Consider the following 16,411-nt stretch of genomic DNA (forward strand, 5'->3'; position numbering starts at 1 on the left):
TCCTCGATTCCGACAGGCTGAGCTCGTGGATGTTGCGGGGGATGGTCGGATCGAATTGGATGAGTGCCATTGTACACCGGCTTTACGCTAACGCCGCGCGACACTGGAAGCGGCAAGAACATTTGACAAGCAAGAAGAAGAGGACCGTTGATCTCTTGATGATTTCGAAATTGCTTCGTCGTTTTCGCAAGGCCAACGACGCGCCGGCGCCCCTTCCCCGCATCAAGAACAAGTGGCTTGACCTGGAATATGACGAAGTCCCGCTGCGCGGTAAAACGATGCGTTTCGCGACGACGGGCTCTTCAAGCAGGAAGCGTCTTCGCACCCTGTTCACGAAGGAGCCGATCACGCTCGCGTGGATCGACACGTTTGGGGAAGGCGAGACCCTTTATGACATTGGCGCCAATGTCGGCATGTACACCGTTTACGCGGCAGTCATGCGCAATTCCCAAGTCTATGCCTTCGAACCCGAGGCGCTGAACTACGCCGAATTGAACAAGAACATTTTTCTGAACGATCTCGACAAGCGCGTGTTGGGCTATTGCCTGGCGCTAAGCGATGTCGACAAGGCCGACCGGCTGCTGCTCAGCGACTTCGGCATCGGGATTTCCTATCACGACTTCCAGGAGAATAGCTGGACCGAGGACAAGGCCTTTGCTCCGGACTGGGTCGTCAGCAAGGACGGCCGTCGTCAGCAGGGTTGCATTGGGCGTACCGTCGACTCCCTTATCGAGGAGGGTATGCCGGTCCCGCACCACATCAAGATCGACGTCGACGGGCTCGAGCACCGCGTGATCAGGGGCATGGCCGAGCTATTACGTCATCCTCAGCTGAAGACCGTTCTGGTGGAGATCAATTACGACAATCCCAGGAATTTGGAGATCGTCGACCGGATGCAGGAAGGTGGCTGGCGCTTTTCGTGGTGCCAGCTGGGGATGAACCGGAAACACAAGTTCGACGTGGAAGGGATCAAGGCCTTTCAGCGGCGGCGCGCCGGCGGGTTCAACTATATCTTCTACAAGGACGACAGGCTCGATGCGGTGTTCCAGCAAGCATATGATGCTTATGTTCCCGGGCAGCCGATCGATCTCAGGATGCCCGCTACGCCCTGAAGTTCGCCTTCCGAGGCTTCGACTTTTCGCTGGTGTTTAGTAGGTATGGTCCATCCGATTCTGGGCGGAGGTCAGCATGCAGCGTGTGGCAGGGTTTGGATTGGCGCTGATCGCCTTGTTGGTTCCAGCCGCTGCCGACGCGCAACGCAACCGGTGCGGGGACTATCACCGCGACTATAAAACCGCGACGGCGAAGGTTGCCGACGCACTCCAAAAATATGCCGATTGCCTCGACAATGGCGACCCGACCTATGACTGCGGGAGCCAATATGCGCATCTGCGATCGGGTCAGAAATTGCTCGAGGTCTCGACGTACAACTACCGGAACTATTGCCGCACCACTGGGCGGAGCCGGTCGCAGCTCGACAACTAGACGCGCTGGGTTCCGACGCCGAGCAGGGCCTTGAGGCGCTGACGGACGGCGCTGATCTGGCGGGTGTCGACGGGAGCGGGTGCCGAAAGCCGCACGGTCATCGGATTGACCGGCTGACCCGACACATAGACCGAATAGTGGACGTGGGCGCCGGTCGACAGGCCGGAGGAGCCGACATAGCCAATGACTTGGCCCTGACGGACGAAGCTGCCCGGCTCCGCTGCGATGGCGCTCATATGCGCATAGCTGGTAGCGATGCCGCCGCCGTGGCTGATCCGGACCATCCGCCCAGATCCGCCCGCCCACCCGGCGGCGGTGACCTGGCCGGCGGCTGCGGCCACGATCGGAGTTCCGCTCGGCGCGGCGATGTCGATGCCGGCGTGAAGCCGGCTGTAGCCCAGAATGGGGTGGCGTCGGTAACCGAAGCCGGAGGTGAGGCGCCCGGCCGCCGGCCACATCATCGCGCCTGAACCCGTGTTGGTTGCCTGATCGGCGTTGGCGTCGACCCAGGTCAGCGCATTGCCGCTCCGCCAGCGGACGAGCTGCACCTGCTTGCCGCCGACGCGATCGAGCCCTGCGTAGAGGAGCGGCCCTTCCTGCGCGGCGCCGCTGGCCGAGCTGCGATGGGCAAGGATGAGGTCGAAGCCATCGTTGGGTCCGACCTCACTGCCGACGTCGAGCTGTGCGGCGAGCGCGCGGAGGTATTCCGCCGCCGCTTGAGGCGAGGCACCGGCTGCCCGCAACGCCCAATAGATGCCGTTGCCGGCGCGGCCGCGGATGCGGACAGGACGGCTGTCCACCGCGATGCGCTCGGTCGTGAGGCTTAGGCCCTGGGCAGTGCGAGCGATGTGCAGCCTGCGGTCAACGGCGGCAGTAAGATCGACCCGCATGATCGTCCGGCCGGATGCGGCGCGCGGGCCGAGCACCAGTTGCACCTGGGTGCCGCCAGGAACCTTGCCGACCATGCGGTGGGCTGTGGCGGCGTCGGCATAGCCGGCTCCAGCGCGCATCAGCATGGCGCCGAACGGTTCAGCGCCGGAATAGGTAAGGGTGAAGGTCAGCCGCTGGCGTTCGGGCGCGACCGGGATGGCCTCGACGGCGGCAGTGGCGGACTGGCGCATCCCCGTGCCGCCGCCGCGCGCGATCGGCGCAAGAGAGAGTGCCTGCCATTGACCGTCGTCATCTGTTGTTTCCGGCTGGGCAGCAGGCAATGCGGCGACGGCAACGCCACTGAACAGCAAAGCGGCGGCGCCGACCAGCAGGCCCCGGCGCCGGCGCGCAGGCGCGGCGATGGCCTGTACCGGTGCGGAGCCGAAGCGGCGAAGCGGGTGGGAGGGGCGGTGCAAGGGCATGTCCGGGTGCTTGTCCGCTTCATCGGCGAACAAGGTTAAGAGCCGTTTAAGGCGCGAGAAAATCGGAACTTGCACTCGGGCCAAGCGCTGCCACATTCGTGATCATGCCGCGCGGCGACACAGGACTGGTTCGGGCGATTCTCGGCCCCACCAACACCGGCAAGACCCATCTCGCCATCGAGCGGATGTGCGCCCACTCATCGGGTGTGATCGGCTTTCCGCTGCGGCTGTTGGCGCGCGAGGTTTACGACCGGGTCGTTGCCATCAAAGGTGAGAAGCAGGTGGCGCTGATCACCGGTGAGGAGCGGATCGTTCCGCCCAACGCGCGCTATGTTCTGTGCACCGCGGAAAGCATGCCGATCTCTACGGGCCGCAGCGACCGGCCGGCAGAGGGGCTTTTGCCCGACTTCGCGTTCGCCGCCATAGACGAGGCGCAGCTGGGGATCGATCCCGAGCGTGGGCATGTGTTCACCGATCGAATGATGCGGGCGCGGGGACGGGAGGAGACATTGATCCTCGGCTCCGACACGCTGAAGCCGATGGTTCGGGCGCTGTTGCCGGATGCGGAGATCGTCAGCCGGCCGCGCTTCTCGACGCTGCGCTATGCGGGGTCGACCAAGCTGTCACGCCTGCCGCCGCGTTCGGCGATCGTCGCCTTTTCGGCAGAGCAAGTCTACGCGCTGGCCGAGATGCTTCGGCGCTTTCGCGGCGGAGCGGCGGTGGTGATGGGGGCACTGTCGCCCGCGACCCGCAACAGTCAGGTCGCCATGTTCCAGCGCGGCGAGGTCGATTATCTCGTCGCGACGGATGCCATCGGCATGGGCCTCAACATGGACGTCACCCATGTTGCCTTCGCGGGGCTCGAGAAGTTCGACGGGCGGCGGGAGCGACGGCTGACCATTTCCGAGATGGCGCAGATCGCGGGACGCGCGGGACGGCACCAGCGCGACGGCACGTTCGGTACGCTTGGCCTGACGGGCGACGACCAGGGCCTGAGCGAGGAAGAGATCCAGGCCATCGAGGACCATCGCTTCCGTCCGCTCGACTTTCTTTATTGGCGCAATCCCAATCTCGACTTCACCGACGTCAAATCGCTGATCGGCAGCCTGGAAGCCAAGCCGACCGATCCGCTGCTGCGTGCGGCGCCGCTCGCGGTAGATCTCGCCGTGCTGAAGCTAATCGCCGAGGATCCGGCAATGGCCGACCGGCGCGGCGTGCAGGCGCGTCGGCTGTGGGCGGTGTGCGGCCTACCCGACTTCCGCAAGGTCGGACCGATGCACCACGCGCGGATGGTACGGCGGTTGTTCAGCTACATCGGCGAGGGCGGGCATGTGCCGCCCGACTGGTTCGCGGCGGAAGTCACCCGGCTCGACAATGTGAACGGCGATATCGAGATGCTGGCCGACCGGCTCGCCGGGGTCAGGAGCTGGGCCTATATTGCTCATCGCGCGGACTGGATGGCCGACCCGGCCAGGTGGACGGCACGCACGCGCGAGGTCGAGGCGCGGCTTTCGGACGCCCTGCATGAGCGTCTGACGCAGCGCTTCGTCGACCGGCGCACGGCCGTGCTGGTCCGCGATATCGGCGCCAAGGGCGCGGCGGCGCTGCCAGTGACGGTGGCGGCGGACGGCGAGGTCAGTGTCGGGCCGGAGCCGATCGGGCATCTGGCGGGGTTCGAGTTCAAAGTCGATCAGTCCGCGCGGCTTGCGGACAAGAGGCTGTTGCTTGCAGCGGCGGAGCGGCGGCTCGGCGACGAACTAGATCGCCGGGCAAAGGCGCTGATCGATGCCGACGATGCGGCGTTCGCTTTGGCCGCAGACGCCGATGGCGTGGCAATCTGTTGGGAAGGACACCGGCTGGCGAAGCTTGCGCCTGGCCGGTCGCTGCTGGAGCCGGCAATCCGCACTGCACGTCCGCTCGATCGCCTGTCGGCGGAGGTCCGCGCAGCACTTCGCACCCGGCTGGAGCAATGGTTGGAGCGGCAAGTTCATCGGCATCTTGCGCCGCTGGTCGCCTTGTCTTCTGCGGCGACGGACCGCAGTGCATCATCAGGCGTGCGATCGGTGGCGGCGATGCTGACCGACGCCGGCGGTGTCCTGCCGCGCAAGGCGCTGATGAGTGCGATCGGCGCGCTTGAGCAAGCGGATCGACAGGCGCTCCACAAACTGCGGGTACGTCTGGGCGCGTTAGACGTCTTCCTGCCCGCCTTGCTCAAGCCTGCCGCGCAATACTGGCGCGCGGCGCTGGCTGCCGTGCGGTCGGGCGAGACGATGCCGGCGATGCCGAATGCGGGCGCGGCCACGTTACCCGCAGACCATGATGCTCGGGGCGCCGGGCTGGCGTATCGGCGGCTGGGGCGAAGCTGGATCCGGATCGACCTCGCCGACCGGCTTGCCAGCCATGCACATAAGGTGCGTGCGGCGGGCGGCGCGGATCCCGTCGACCGGGAACTCGCGACCTCCGTCGGCTTGGACGAGCAGGCAGTAGAGCGCCTTATGCAGGAGGTCGGCTTTGCCAAGGCTGGTGACGCATGGCGCTGGCGCGGGCGGCGATCGCAGCGGGAGCGGCCTGAACAGCGGAGCGGTAATGCGTTCGCCGGACTGGCGCAGCTGAAGCGCTGACCGTTGCGCATCGATCGCTACCTGCACTGCATCCGTCTGGTGAAGAGCCGCACCCTGGCGCAGGGCCTGATCGACGCCGGCCACGTGCGGATCGACGGTAGGCGTGTTGAGAAAACCGGCGAGACCGTGAAGGTCGGGAGCGTGATCGCGCTACCGCTCCACGACAAGGTTCGCGTGTTGAAGGTGCTCGGCTTGCCGGAACGACGCGGCCCCGCGACGGAAGCCCGCACCCATTACGAAGAGCTGGGCGTTGACGAGACGAATCCGCCTGCCTAGCGAAGGCCTGTTCAAAGGGGACTGAAACGCCATGACCTACGTCGTTACCGAGGCCTGCATCCGTTGTAAGTATATGGATTGCGTCGAGGTGTGTCCGGTCGACTGTTTCTACGAGGGCGAGAATATGCTCGTCATCAACCCCAACGAATGTATCGATTGCGGCGTGTGCGAGCCGGAATGCCCGGCGGAAGCGATCCTTCCGGACACCGAGAACGGGCTCGAGAAGTTTCTGGAGATCAACGCCACCTTCTCCGCGCAATGGCCGAACTTGACCCGCAAGAAGGACAGCCCCGCCGATGCCGACGAGCATAAGGGCGAGGAAGGCAAGTACGACAAGTACTTCTCACCGGAGCCGGGCGAGGGCGACTGATCCGCTCCCCCGCGACGGACGGGGCTTAGGAGCGCCGGTTGGCGCATCTCATTTTTGAAAGTGCGGCTTCGCACCACCCTGAAGACCCCAGCTTTCGCCGGGAACGATCAACGCGCGATCTTGAAGGTGTAGTTGAGGCCGAGTCCCGCGGACAGCTGGTTACGCGAGCCGATCTCCCGGACGATCGGGGACTTGGCCGCATCGCCGACCAGACGCTCGTAGCGGGCGAAGCTGAACAGGCCGAACTTCGGACTGAACTGGTAGGACAGGCCGCTCGCCAGCGCGACGCCATGAACGCCGCGCTTGGGACGGTACGCGGGGAGACCCGAAGCGAACGCTGCAGCTGGCGTCACGCCGAAATAGGCGCGCTGATAGCGCGAGTCCGAGAAAAGCAGGCGCGGACCCACGGAGAAGACGTACTTGTCGCCGTCGCGGGCGATGTAATCGGCGCCGACGGAGCCAACAAAACCTTCATGACCGTTGACCCCCTTCAACGCCTCCGCATGAAGGCGGAAGTTCTCGCTCGGCAAATAATCTGCGAAGCCGCCGACTTCGATCGTGGTCTTCACCGTGCCAACGGGTGCACCGACGTCCTTTTCCTTCCGCTTGCCCTCGATATTGGCAGCAGGCCCTACGGAGAAATTCTCTCCCGAGAGGAGCCGGACTCCAAAGCTGTCGTCCGGGCCTTCGAAGGCGAACGGGTTGTCGCCGCGGGCGATATCGACGTCCCAGTAGGGCGCGATCTCACGGTCGTCGGCGCCGATGAATTCGGGCCGCACCTGCGCGCCTGCGCCGACGCGGACGCGAATGTCGCGATTGTCGCGATTGTCTTGCGCCTGGGCAACGCTGGCGGTGGCAAGAAGGGCGGCGGAGGCGAGGATGGTTGCTTTCATAACAGCCCCGTAACTGCTGTCGCGTCACTTAGTTGCAGCGAAGTCTTCGCTCCTGTTCCTGTTCAGGATCGCAGGACCGCGCTAGACTGGTCGACTATAGGAGCATCGGGCCCTGAGGTGAGGGGCTTCTCCAGGGGCTTGAGGTTACAATAGAATGCAGATGAGTTTCGCTGCGCACGCCGGCTTCGACCCGCCGCTGGACCTTATGTTGCACGGCCAGCACAACGGAATTCCTCCCATGCTAGCCTGCTTCGACTTTAAGCCGGCACACGCCGTTCCGGAGGGCCGTGACTGCGTTGTCATTGTCGGAACACGCAATCACCGTGCGATCAAACGTGAAATTGCAACGCGGGCCCGAAAAGCGGTGGTTATAACTTGTCATGGCGACAAGACATTCACGAACGACGGCCGGCCGATACCGGATAATGTCGTCCGCGTCTTCACCACCAATCGCGAGCATTCAGATCCGCGGGTCATCAGCATCCCATTGGGGGTGAAGTCTGCGATGCTGCAGATGTTGAAGTTCGCGCGGCGGCACCGTCCCCAGGGCAGCCTCAATGATCGCGCGCTGCTCTACCTCAATTTCGCAACCGGGGACGAGTATGATCTTCCCGCCGCTCAGCGAGGCGTACCGCACAGGAAAGAAATTGCGGAGCGCTTTCGAGGTGAGGAGTGGGTGACCGACCGTGTGTTCACCAGACCCACGCACGACGACGGCGCTCTGTTCAAATATCTTACCGAAGTCATGCGGCACAAATTCGTTGCCTCACCCGAGGGTTTCGGGATCGACTGCCATCGCCACTGGGAAAGTTTGTACCTCGGCGCCATACCGATCGTGCAGCGCAGTCGGCACATGCAGGCATTCGCGGACCTTCCGGTCCTCTACACCGATGATTATTCGGAAATCACCCAAGCCTACCTTGAAGACGTTTACGAGGATTATTCTTCACGCACGTTCGACTTCTCCCGCTTGTACGCGCCGCATTACGTCGCAGAGTTGACCGCGGCCATGAACGAGCTCGACGACCCCGCTTTCGCGTTGCTTTTGTCCGATGAGAGGTCGTCGAAAGAACGTGCCGATGGGATGTCCGGCTCCTGGCCCGCGCGCGACTTTCTGGGGCGCCTTTCCCGGTACGACAGCCCCTACAAATCGGATCTGCAAAGCGGAAATCTCATTCCCTCGGACGATCAGTGTCGGCGCAACTGGCAAGCCGTGAACGGGGCGCGGGTCATTTTCGGCGAGGGTGGAGACATTGTCGTCGAACATGACGGCGATTCAGAAGAGGTCGGAGCGGTCCTGACGCTACCCGCGGCGAAGTACGTCACCTACCGCGTCGTTGGCGAAATCCAGGCTTTGGACAACACGTCCTGTTTGCCCCAGCTGGAGTTACTGTCACCGCAAACGAAAGGCAGGATTACCAGGCATGCCGTCGGCGCGGAGACCGGATCGACAGAGCAGGTCACGAAAGTGAATTTCACCTTCACGTCGGCCAAACATGGCACGTCTGTGCAATTTCGGCCCGGCCGTTGCGCAAGGCTGAGCCTGAGAATCGATCCGGTAGTCGACGAATGCCTGCATCAACATCGTCTAACCGAGGGACGATATGACATCGATCGGGGATGTCCGATGCAGTGCACCCCAGCCTTGTGAACGGTGTCGAAAACTAGGCTCTACCCGCCCGGAGCAGCGCCTCGATAATCCGGTCAGCTGCCTCATCTGCGTTCAACGCCGTGGTGTCGATGTGGAGCTCGGGCGCTTCCGGCGGCTCGTAGGGGCTGTCGATACCCGTGAAATTCTTGATCTCGCCGGCGCGTGCTTTGGCGTAGAGCCCCTTGGGATCGCGGTTTTCCGCCTCAGTGAGCGGCGTGTCGACGAACACCTCGATGAATTCGCCCTCCGGCAGCATTTTGCGCACCATCTCCCGCTCCGCTCGGAAAGGCGAGATGAAGGCGGTGAGGACGATCAGGCCCGCATCCGCCATCAGTCGTGCCACTTCGCCGATGCGTCGAATGTTCTCGATACGGTCGGCATCGGTAAAGCCCAGGTCGCGGTTGAGGCCGTGGCGAACATTGTCGCCGTCGAGGAGGAAGGTGTGACGGCCAAGCGAGACCAGCCGCTTCTCGACAAGGTTGGCAATGGTCGACTTCCCCGCGCCGGACAGGCCGGTGAACCAGACGACGGCAGGGCGCTGGCCTTTCAGCGTCGCGTGAGTCTCCCGGCTGACCTCCAGATGTTGACGGTGAACGTTGAGCGACCGGCGGAGCGCGAAGTGGATCATGCCCGCCGCGACCGTTGCGTTGGTCAGCTTGTCGATCAGGATGAAGCCGCCGAGCTCGCGGCTTGTTTCATAAGGCTCGAACACGATTTCGCGGTCGGTAGCGAATTCGGCGACGCCGATGGAATTGGCTGCCAGCGTCTTGGCTGCGAGATGTTCGAGACTGTTGACGTTGATCTCGAACTTGGGCTGCTGGATCGTTGCGGTGACGGTCTGCGTGGCAAGCTTCAGCCAATAGCCGCGGCCAGGGAGCAGATCTTCCTCTCCCATCCACACGAGGGTTGCTTCGAACTGGTCGGCGGCTTGGGGGGGTCGTCGGCGAGGGCAATCACATCGCCGCGCGAGCAGTCCACCTGGTCAGTCAGCGTCAGGGTCACCGATTGACCTTGCACCGCCTGCGGCACGTCACGTGCGCCGACGAGAACGCGCTCCACTCGGGTGACCCGGCCCGACGCGAGGATTCGCACCTCATCGCCGTTGCGGACGGTGCCGGAGACGACTTGGCCAGCGTAGCCGCGGAAATCCTGATCCGGGCGGACCACCAGCTGGACCGGTAGCCGGAACGGCCGCGCCGTGGCATCGGCAACCGCAACCGGAATGACCTCGAGCTGCTGAAGCAGGGTCTGGCCATCGTACCAGTTCATCGCCGTGCCCGTAAGGACGACATTGTCGCCGTTGAGGCCGGACAGCGGAACGGCGGTCCAGTCGGTGATGCCGATCTCATCGGCGAAGGCGCGGAAGGCCGCGGCGATCGCGTGGAACACATCCGCGTCGTAGCCGACCAGGTCCATCTTGCTGACCGCGAGGATGAAAGAGCGGATGCCAAGCAGGCTACCAAGGTAAGCGTGACGGCGGGTCTGGGTCAGCAGGCCTTTGCGCGCGTCAACCAGCAGCACGGCGGCGTCGGCGGTGGAGGCGCCGGTGACCATGTTACGGGTATATTGTTCATGGCCGGGCGTGTCGGCGACGATGAACTTGCGCTTCGGACTGGCGAAGAAGCGGTAGGCGACGTCGATCGTGATGCCCTGCTCACGCTCGGCGGAGAGGCCGTCGACCAGCGACGCGAAATCGATGCTGTCCTGCTCATTCAATTGGTCGGAATGGACCGCATGGCTGTCGTAGAGCAGGCGGCCGATCAGCGTCGATTTGCCGTCGTCGACGCTGCCGCAGGTGATGAAGCGCAGCAGGTCCTTGTCCTCACCCATGTAGGGCTTCTTAGCCGCTTGGCCGCAAGCGACAAGAAAAAGCCCCGCCGCGGCAGTGCCGGGCGGGGCTGAAGTTCGTTTGTTATTCGGTCAGCCTACGTGGCCCGCCAATGCCGCAAGCAGCAGCAAGGCAACGATGTTGGTGATCTTGATCATTGGGTTGACGGCCGGGCCGGCGGTGTCCTTGTAGGGATCGCCGACGGTGTCTCCGGTCACCGCGGCCTTGTGCGCCTCGGAGCCTTTGCCGCCGTAATTGCCGTCCTCGATATATTTCTTGGCATTGTCCCAAGCGCCGCCGCCACTGGTCATCGAAATGGCGACGAACAGACCGGAGACGATGACGCCCAGCAGAAGCGCACCCAAAGCGGCGAAACCCTGCTCACGGCCCGCAACGGCTGCAATCACGAAGTAAACGACGATCGGAGTGAGCACCGGCAGTAGCGACGGGATGATCATTTCCTTGATCGCCGCCTTCGTGACGAGGTCGACGGTCCGCGCATAGTTTGGACGGCTGCTGCCATCCATGATGCCAGGGTTGTTGCGGAACTGCTCGCGGACGTCGAGCACGACGTCGCCGGCGGCACGGCCGACAGCAGTCATACCCATTGCGCCGAACAGGTAAGGCAGCAACGCGCCAAGCAGCAGGCCTACCACGACGTAGGGATTGGAGAGCGAGAAATCGACGCCGCCTTCCCCGATCTTGAGCTCGCCCGCGAACTCCCGAAGGTCGGTGGTGTAGGCGCCGAACAGCACCAGCGCCGCCAGCGCCGCCGAGCCGATCGCATAACCCTTGGTCACCGCCTTGGTGGTGTTGCCGACCGCATCGAGCGCGTCGGTGCGGGTGCGGACCTCATCCTCCATCCCCGACATTTCGGCGATGCCGCCGGCATTGTCGGTGACTGGGCCATAGGCGTCGAGGGCGACGACCATGCCGGCAAGTGCCAGCATCGCGGTAGCCGCGAAGGCAATGCCGATCAGGCCGGCGAGCAGGTAGGAGGCGATGATCGCGACGCAGATGACGATCGTCGGCAGCGCCGTCGACTCCAGGCTGATGGCCAGACCCTGAATGACGTTGGTGCCATGGCCCGTTTCCGACGCCTTGGCGATCGACTTCACCGGGCGATAGTTGGTGCCGGTGTAATATTCGGTGATCCACACCAGAAGCGCGGTCACCGCCAGACCGATCAGCATGCAGAAGAACAGGTCCCAGCCGGTAAAGCCGCCGGTCTGCTGAGCAACGGCGCCGCCCACATCGGTACCGGCCGCTTCGGGCCCGCCGATCACCTGGCCGAGATCGCCAAGCGCAAGGGTAGTGGCGAGGTAGAGCGCCGGAACGGAAAGCAGCGCCGTGGTCCAGAAGCCCTTGTACAGCGCGCCCATGATCGAGCCGCCCTTGCCGAGCCGGACCATATAGGTGCCGATGATCGAGGTGATGATGCAGACGCCGCCGATCAGCAGCGGCAGGGACATCAGGGCAAGAAGGTCGTCCGCCCCGGTGCGGATCAGCAGCGCGGTGAGCACCATGGTGGCGCCGACGGTGACGACATAGGTTTCGAATAGGTCGGCGGCCATGCCGGCGCAGTCGCCGACATTGTCGCCGACGTTATCGGCGATGACGGCCGGGTTGCGGGGGTCGTCCTCTGGGATCCCGGCTTCCACCTTACCGACGAGGTCGGCGCCGACGTCCGCGGCCTTGGTGAAGATGCCGCCGCCCAAGCGGGCGAAGATGGAGATGAGCGAGGCGCCGAAGGCCAGCGCCGTCAACGCAGTGACGATCTCGCGCCGGTTGCCCGCGTCCGCGAGGTCGGCGCCCATGGCCAGCAGCACGTAGAAGATGCCGGCAATCGCCAGCAACGCCAGTCCGGCGACCAGCATTCCGGTGATTGCGCCGGCGCGAAAGGCAGTGGTGAGACCGCCCTGCAGGCTGGTGCGGGCTGCTTCCGCCGTGCGGACGTTGGCACGCACCGAAATGTTCATTCCAATGTAGCCAGCTGCCCCGGACAGCAAAGCTCCGACGACGAAAGCGATGGCAGGCGTGATGCCCAGGAAGATGCCGACCAGAACCGCGACCACGACGCCGACGATGGCAATGGTGGTGTACTGACGGCCTAGATAGGCCTTGGCGCCTTCCTGGATCGCAGCAGCGATGTCGACCATGCGCTGGTTGCCGGGTGAGGCCCGGAGCACCTGCTGACTAGTGATTATTCCGTAGATGACGGCGAGCACGCCGCAAGCAATCGCGATCAAAAGCAAGTTCATGAAATTCCATCCCCGTTGCGTCGCGAAACGACAGCTAGCATCAGAGAAATGCCAGCGGATGACAATGCTTATTGAGGGGATGCAGGCGTTGCAACCGTGAGTGCAGGATGTGCAATCAGGCTGGATCAGTAGAGAAGCAGCGCCACCGTCATTCCGGAGACGAGCCCGCTAAGGGCGATCAGGCACTGGCGAAGCGACAGATCCGCGATGCTCATGACCCAATGACTCCGGCAAGGACATGGCGGCTCCGTTAAAGATCAGGGCAACGCCCGCGCCTTCAGCAAAGCTGCCGATCCGGGTCATCCTCGTCCCGAAGGTAAAGAAAGCGTGAACGGGTCGAGCTCGGGCGGAAGTGCGATCAGCAGCGCATAGTCGTCGCCTCCGGTCGCAGCGAACAGGAGTGCCTCGACATCTCTGCCCTGCGCGGCTGCGAACGCATCGGAGGTCGGCAGCGTCGCCAGGTCGACGGTGACGGCGCAGCCGCTTGCCTTTGCCATCCGCTCCGCATCCAGCAAAAGGCCGTCTGACACGTCCATCGACGCGCGCGCGAAGGGCGCCAAGGCACGCCCGGCGCAAAGCAGCGGGATGGGCCGGCGATACACGTCTACCAGCGTCCCCGAGGCGTGCTTGTCGCGATGCAGGAGGGCGAGACCTGCAGCGGAGTCGCCAAGAGTGCCCACGACCCACAACGCGTCGCCGGGGCGTGCGCCCGAACGGCTCGGGGCGGGCGCGGCCGAGCGGCCGATGGCGGTCAGGCCGAGCACGCGAGGGGCGCCCTCCGGCAGGGCGATCGTGTCACCGCCGATCAGCGGCATGCCGTAAGTCTCGGCGGCGGCTTCAACGCCGTCGATGAAACCCATTTCCCAATCGTCATCGCCGCGCAGCGTGAGGGAGAGAAGGGCACCAATCGGCTCCGCGCCCTTGGCGGCGAGGTCGGACAGGTTCACCGCCATCAGCTTCCAGCCGACGCTGGCGGGCGGATCGTCGGGCAGGTAGTGGATGCCCTCGGCAATGCTGTCGTGGGTGATGATGAGGTCGCCGAGCTGGGCAACATCGTCGGTGAGGCCGCGGGCGGCGGGGTGCGTAGTGGTGCGTCGTAAGCGCGCAAGGACCCGGGACTCGTCCATCCGCTCTTAAAGCTAGCTTCGGGCGTCCTTGGCAATGCCGTCGAGCAGCCCGTTCACAAAGGCGCTTTCCTTCTTGTCGTAGAAAGCGTGGGCGACGTCGACATATTCGGAGATGACCGAGCCGACCGGCACGTCGGCGCGAGCCAGAAGTTCATAGGCGCCGGCGCGCAGGATGGCGCGCATCGGGCGGTCGAGCCGCTCCAGCGACCAGCCCTCCGCAAGACGAGCAGATATCTTCTGGTCGATTTCCAAACGGCGAGCGCTCGCTCCACTTACCAGGTCGTCGAAGAAGCTCTGTTCCGCTTCGGCATATTCGACGTCCTCGATCGTGGCGCCAAGCCGATGCTCGTGGAACTCGCGGATCAGGCGCGGGATGGGCGTGCCTTCCATCTCGTGCTGATACAGTGCCTGGACGGCGGCGAGCCGGGCGGCGGAACGGGATTTGGAACGCGTGTTCATCGGCGGCGGGCAGTAGCGTCCTCCCGCCCCCAAGGAAGGGCCCAAGCGCTTGTGCCACCTGTTCCGGCGCTTCCCATGGGGTGAAATGACCCGCGTCGGGAAGGCGGACGACCGTGAGTTGCTCAACGATTTGCTCAAGTCCGTCGAGCTGGACCGGAAGCAGAGCGCTATCCTTCATGCCCCAAATGACGAGGGTCGGAACGGTGATCTTGCCAGCGAAATGGAGCACAGCGTCGGGCAGGGGGATAGAGAAGCCCGGTGGCGGCACCAGTACCCTGGCATCGCGGTACCAGCCGAGCATCGCCTTCATCGCACCGGGCTGCGACCATTCGGCGAGATATTGCTGGCGGTCGTCTTCGAGAATGTGCGTGTCCTGCACGTTGGCGGCCATCGCCTGGTCGAAAAAGGCGTCGAGGTCCTGCAGGATCAGCCGGTCGGCGCCCGGCAATTTGAACGCATTGATATATTGCGACGCTCTGCGCTGGTCCGAGCTCTCGATCAGGCTCTTGCCGAAGATGAAGGGGTGAGGTGCGTTAAGGACTGCGAGCCGCTCGATGCGGCCGGGGTGTGCCTGCGCCGCCGTCCAGGCGACCACGCCGCCAATGTCATGGCCGACGAGGAGGAATCGAGCGGCGCCGAGCGCATCGGCGAGGGCCAGGAGATCAGCGACTCCACGCTCGGTGGCGTAGGCGTTGCGTCCGGTTGGGCGGTCTGAGGCGCCAAAGCCGCGCAGGTCCGGCATGATCAGGCGGAAACGGTCCTCGAGCAGCGGCACAAGGTGGCGCCAGGTGCGGCGGGACTCGGGAAAGCCGTGAAGGAAGACGACCGGCGGTGCGTCGGCGGGGCCGGCAAGGCCGACGTTCAGAGTTACGCCCGTTTTCAGGGCGATGCACCGGAACTCCGTCACGGGTAGCTGACGGTCTTCGGCACCTCGGGGATGGGGATGAACTCGTCGTGGTCGTCGGGGATGAGCGGGAAGCGCATCGCCTTCCAATCTTCCTTCGCCTGGTTGATCCGGTCGCGGGACGACGAGACGAAGTTCCAAAAGACGTGCCGCTTGGTCGCAAAGGCGCCGCCGCCCATCAGCATCGCCCGGCCCTCGCTGATGCTCGACAGGCGGGCTTCGTGGCGGGGTTTCAGGACGTAAAGCACGAACGGCTCTAGGCGCTGTCCGTCAAGATCCGCCTCGCCGCCGACCAGCATGATGGCGCGCTCGTCGGCTTCCGCTTCGATCGGCACCGAGCCTCCAGCGCTGAGCAATATGTCGGCATAGATGGTCGGCGAATGGCAGGGCGTCGCGGCCGTCGCGCCCCACAGGGTTCCCATTAGCACACGCACGGACGCGCCGCCGTCCTCGATCAGCGGCAGGCCGCCCGAGGCGACATGGTCGAAGCCGGGGTCGATCTCCTCCTTGCCGTCGGGCAGCGCGAGCCAGGTCTGCATGCCGTAGAAGCTCGGGCCTTCGGCGCGGCGGTCGGCCGGGGAGCGTTCCGAATGGACGATGCCGGTACCGGCCGTCATCAGGTTCACGGCGCCCGGCTCGATCACCTTGCGGGTGCCGAGCGAATCGCTATGCTCGATGGCGCCGTCGAACAAGTAGGTGACGGTCGCCAGATTGATGTGCGGGTGAGGGCGGACGTCCATCCCTTCTCCCGGTGTCAGGCGAGCCGGCCCGAACTCGTCGACGAAGATGAATGGGCCGACCATGGTCCGCTCCCGCGACGGCAGCACGCGGCGCACCTTGAAGTCGCCAAGGTCGTGGGTGACCGGCTGGATGGTCTGGATGATCGGCTCTTCCATCATTCTTCTCCCGGTGCGCGTGCCTTGATCGATAAAGCGTGGACGCGTTCGCGCATGAGGTCGCCGAGCGCGGCGTAGATCATGCGCTGGCGTGTCACGCGATTTTTGTCGGTGAAGGCGGCGCTTTCGATGTGCAAGGTGAAGTGGCTTTCGCCTGACGGATTGTAGCCGCCGTGCCCACGATGCTTCTCGCTGTCGTCGATAAGCTCGATATGCGTCGGCGACAGGCAAGCGAGCCGCGCATGCATTTCGCGGGCAACCGGGCCGGTGAATTGGGTGTTCATGTCC

General features: G+C 64.3%; 13 protein-coding genes and 2 pseudogenes. 6 read left to right on the plus strand and 9 right to left on the minus strand.

The window, feature by feature from the left end:
• Positions 1 to 158: 158 nt before the first annotated feature.
• Positions 159 to 1,112 (plus strand): FkbM family methyltransferase, encoded by a 954-nt coding sequence (locus G7077_RS08590; protein ID WP_166411337.1) that lies wholly within the window; start codon positions 159 to 161, stop codon positions 1,110 to 1,112.
• A 76-nt stretch (positions 1,113 to 1,188) separates the two neighbouring features.
• On the plus strand, positions 1,189 to 1,485 hold the full coding sequence (locus tag G7077_RS08595) for a hypothetical protein (protein WP_166411338.1): 297 nt from the start codon (positions 1,189 to 1,191) through the stop codon (positions 1,483 to 1,485).
• Here the strand turns inward: G7077_RS08595 and G7077_RS08600 are convergent.
• Positions 1,482 to 2,837, minus strand: a complete 1,356-nt coding sequence (locus tag G7077_RS08600; RefSeq protein ID WP_166411339.1) for a M23 family metallopeptidase — start codon at positions 2,835 to 2,837, stop codon at positions 1,482 to 1,484. The genes G7077_RS08595 and G7077_RS08600 overlap by 4 nt on opposite strands.
• A gap of 104 nt (positions 2,838 to 2,941) precedes the next feature.
• On the opposite strand from G7077_RS08600, the gene G7077_RS08605 reads away from it, so the two are divergent.
• Genes G7077_RS08605 through fdxA form a run of 3 tightly spaced genes read left to right on the plus strand, consistent with a single transcriptional unit; the run spans position 2,942 to position 6,104 of the window.
• Positions 2,942 to 5,458 (plus strand): helicase-related protein, encoded by a 2,517-nt coding sequence (locus G7077_RS08605; RefSeq protein ID WP_166412413.1) that lies wholly within the window; start codon positions 2,942 to 2,944, stop codon positions 5,456 to 5,458.
• A 3-nt stretch (positions 5,459 to 5,461) separates the two neighbouring features.
• Positions 5,462 to 5,734: an RNA-binding S4 domain-containing protein gene (locus G7077_RS08610; protein WP_166411340.1), complete on the plus strand. Its 273-nt coding sequence runs from the start codon at positions 5,462 to 5,464 to the stop codon at positions 5,732 to 5,734.
• 31 nt (positions 5,735 to 5,765) lie between these two features.
• Positions 5,766 to 6,104, plus strand: a complete 339-nt coding sequence (fdxA, locus tag G7077_RS08615) for a ferredoxin FdxA (protein ID WP_166411341.1) — start codon at positions 5,766 to 5,768, stop codon at positions 6,102 to 6,104.
• A gap of 107 nt (positions 6,105 to 6,211) precedes the next feature.
• On the opposite strand, the gene G7077_RS08620 is transcribed toward fdxA, so the two are convergent.
• Positions 6,212 to 6,997 (minus strand): MipA/OmpV family protein, encoded by a 786-nt coding sequence (locus G7077_RS08620; protein WP_166411342.1) that lies wholly within the window; start codon positions 6,995 to 6,997, stop codon positions 6,212 to 6,214.
• 154 nt (positions 6,998 to 7,151) lie between these two features.
• Between G7077_RS08620 and G7077_RS08625 the strand changes: the two genes are divergently transcribed.
• Positions 7,152 to 8,648 carry a hypothetical protein gene (locus G7077_RS08625; protein WP_166411343.1) on the plus strand — a complete coding sequence of 499 codons (1,497 nt, stop codon included), beginning with the start codon at positions 7,152 to 7,154 and terminating at the stop codon, positions 8,646 to 8,648.
• A gap of 13 nt (positions 8,649 to 8,661) precedes the next feature.
• Here the strand turns inward: G7077_RS08625 and cysC are convergent.
• The 7 genes and pseudogenes from cysC to G7077_RS08660 all read right to left on the minus strand — a co-directional run bounded on the left by cysC (position 8,662) and on the right by G7077_RS08660 (position 16,407).
• Positions 8,662 to 10,478 (minus strand): annotated as a pseudogene (gene cysC, locus G7077_RS08630) (adenylyl-sulfate kinase).
• Positions 10,479 to 10,568: 90 nt separating this feature from the next.
• Complete coding sequence (locus G7077_RS08635) at positions 10,569 to 12,737, minus strand: sodium-translocating pyrophosphatase (protein ID WP_166411344.1); 2,169 nt, start codon at positions 12,735 to 12,737, stop codon at positions 10,569 to 10,571.
• Positions 12,738 to 13,036: 299 nt separating this feature from the next.
• On the minus strand, positions 13,037 to 13,864 hold the full coding sequence (gene thiL, locus G7077_RS08640; RefSeq protein WP_246167117.1) for a thiamine-phosphate kinase: 828 nt from the start codon (positions 13,862 to 13,864) through the stop codon (positions 13,037 to 13,039).
• Positions 13,865 to 13,876: 12 nt separating this feature from the next.
• On the minus strand, positions 13,877 to 14,323 hold the full coding sequence (gene nusB / locus G7077_RS08645) for a transcription antitermination factor NusB (RefSeq protein WP_166411345.1): 447 nt from the start codon (positions 14,321 to 14,323) through the stop codon (positions 13,877 to 13,879).
• 106 nt (positions 14,324 to 14,429) lie between these two features.
• A pseudogene (locus tag G7077_RS08650) lies at positions 14,430 to 15,230 on the minus strand (alpha/beta fold hydrolase); the annotation flags it as partial.
• The gene (locus G7077_RS08655) at positions 15,227 to 16,126 is read right to left on the minus strand and encodes a pirin family protein (protein WP_166411346.1); all 900 of its coding nucleotides are present in this window, start codon (positions 16,124 to 16,126) and stop codon (positions 15,227 to 15,229) included. The gene G7077_RS08655 and the pseudogene G7077_RS08650, both read right to left, overlap by 4 nt.
• Positions 16,123 to 16,407, minus strand: coding sequence for a BolA family protein (locus G7077_RS08660; protein WP_166411347.1), 285 nt, complete (start codon positions 16,405 to 16,407; stop codon positions 16,123 to 16,125). Before G7077_RS08660 ends, G7077_RS08655 begins: the two co-directional genes overlap by 4 nt.
• Positions 16,408 to 16,411 lie beyond the last annotated feature (4 nt).

Origin of the sequence: Sphingomonas piscis (genome assembly GCF_011300455.1) — a bacterium.
Taxonomy (GTDB): Bacteria; Pseudomonadota; Alphaproteobacteria; order Sphingomonadales; family Sphingomonadaceae; genus Sphingomicrobium; species Sphingomicrobium piscis.

Excerpts from the sequence above, each read along its gene's own strand:
- G7077_RS08635 (WP_166411344.1), bottom strand. The coding sequence starts at position 12,737 with ATGAACTTGCTTTTGATCGCGATTGCTTGCGGCGTGCTCGCCGTCATC.
- G7077_RS08590 (WP_166411337.1), top strand. The coding sequence starts at position 159 with ATGATTTCGAAATTGCTTCGTCGTTTTCGCAAGGCCAACGACGCGCCG.
- G7077_RS08595 (WP_166411338.1), top strand. The coding sequence starts at position 1,189 with ATGCAGCGTGTGGCAGGGTTTGGATTGGCGCTGATCGCCTTGTTGGTT.
- fdxA (WP_166411341.1), top strand. The coding sequence starts at position 5,766 with ATGACCTACGTCGTTACCGAGGCCTGCATCCGTTGTAAGTATATGGAT.
- nusB (WP_166411345.1), bottom strand. The coding sequence starts at position 14,323 with ATGAACACGCGTTCCAAATCCCGTTCCGCCGCCCGGCTCGCCGCCGTC.
- G7077_RS08625 (WP_166411343.1), top strand. The coding sequence starts at position 7,152 with ATGCAGATGAGTTTCGCTGCGCACGCCGGCTTCGACCCGCCGCTGGAC.
- thiL (WP_246167117.1), bottom strand. The coding sequence starts at position 13,864 with ATGGACGAGTCCCGGGTCCTTGCGCGCTTACGACGCACCACTACGCAC.
- G7077_RS08605 (WP_166412413.1), top strand. The coding sequence starts at position 2,942 with ATGCCGCGCGGCGACACAGGACTGGTTCGGGCGATTCTCGGCCCCACC.
- G7077_RS08600 (WP_166411339.1), bottom strand. The coding sequence starts at position 2,837 with ATGCCCTTGCACCGCCCCTCCCACCCGCTTCGCCGCTTCGGCTCCGCA.
- G7077_RS08655 (WP_166411346.1), bottom strand. The coding sequence starts at position 16,126 with ATGATGGAAGAGCCGATCATCCAGACCATCCAGCCGGTCACCCACGAC.
- G7077_RS08660 (WP_166411347.1), bottom strand. The coding sequence starts at position 16,407 with ATGAACACCCAATTCACCGGCCCGGTTGCCCGCGAAATGCATGCGCGG.
- G7077_RS08620 (WP_166411342.1), bottom strand. The coding sequence starts at position 6,997 with ATGAAAGCAACCATCCTCGCCTCCGCCGCCCTTCTTGCCACCGCCAGC.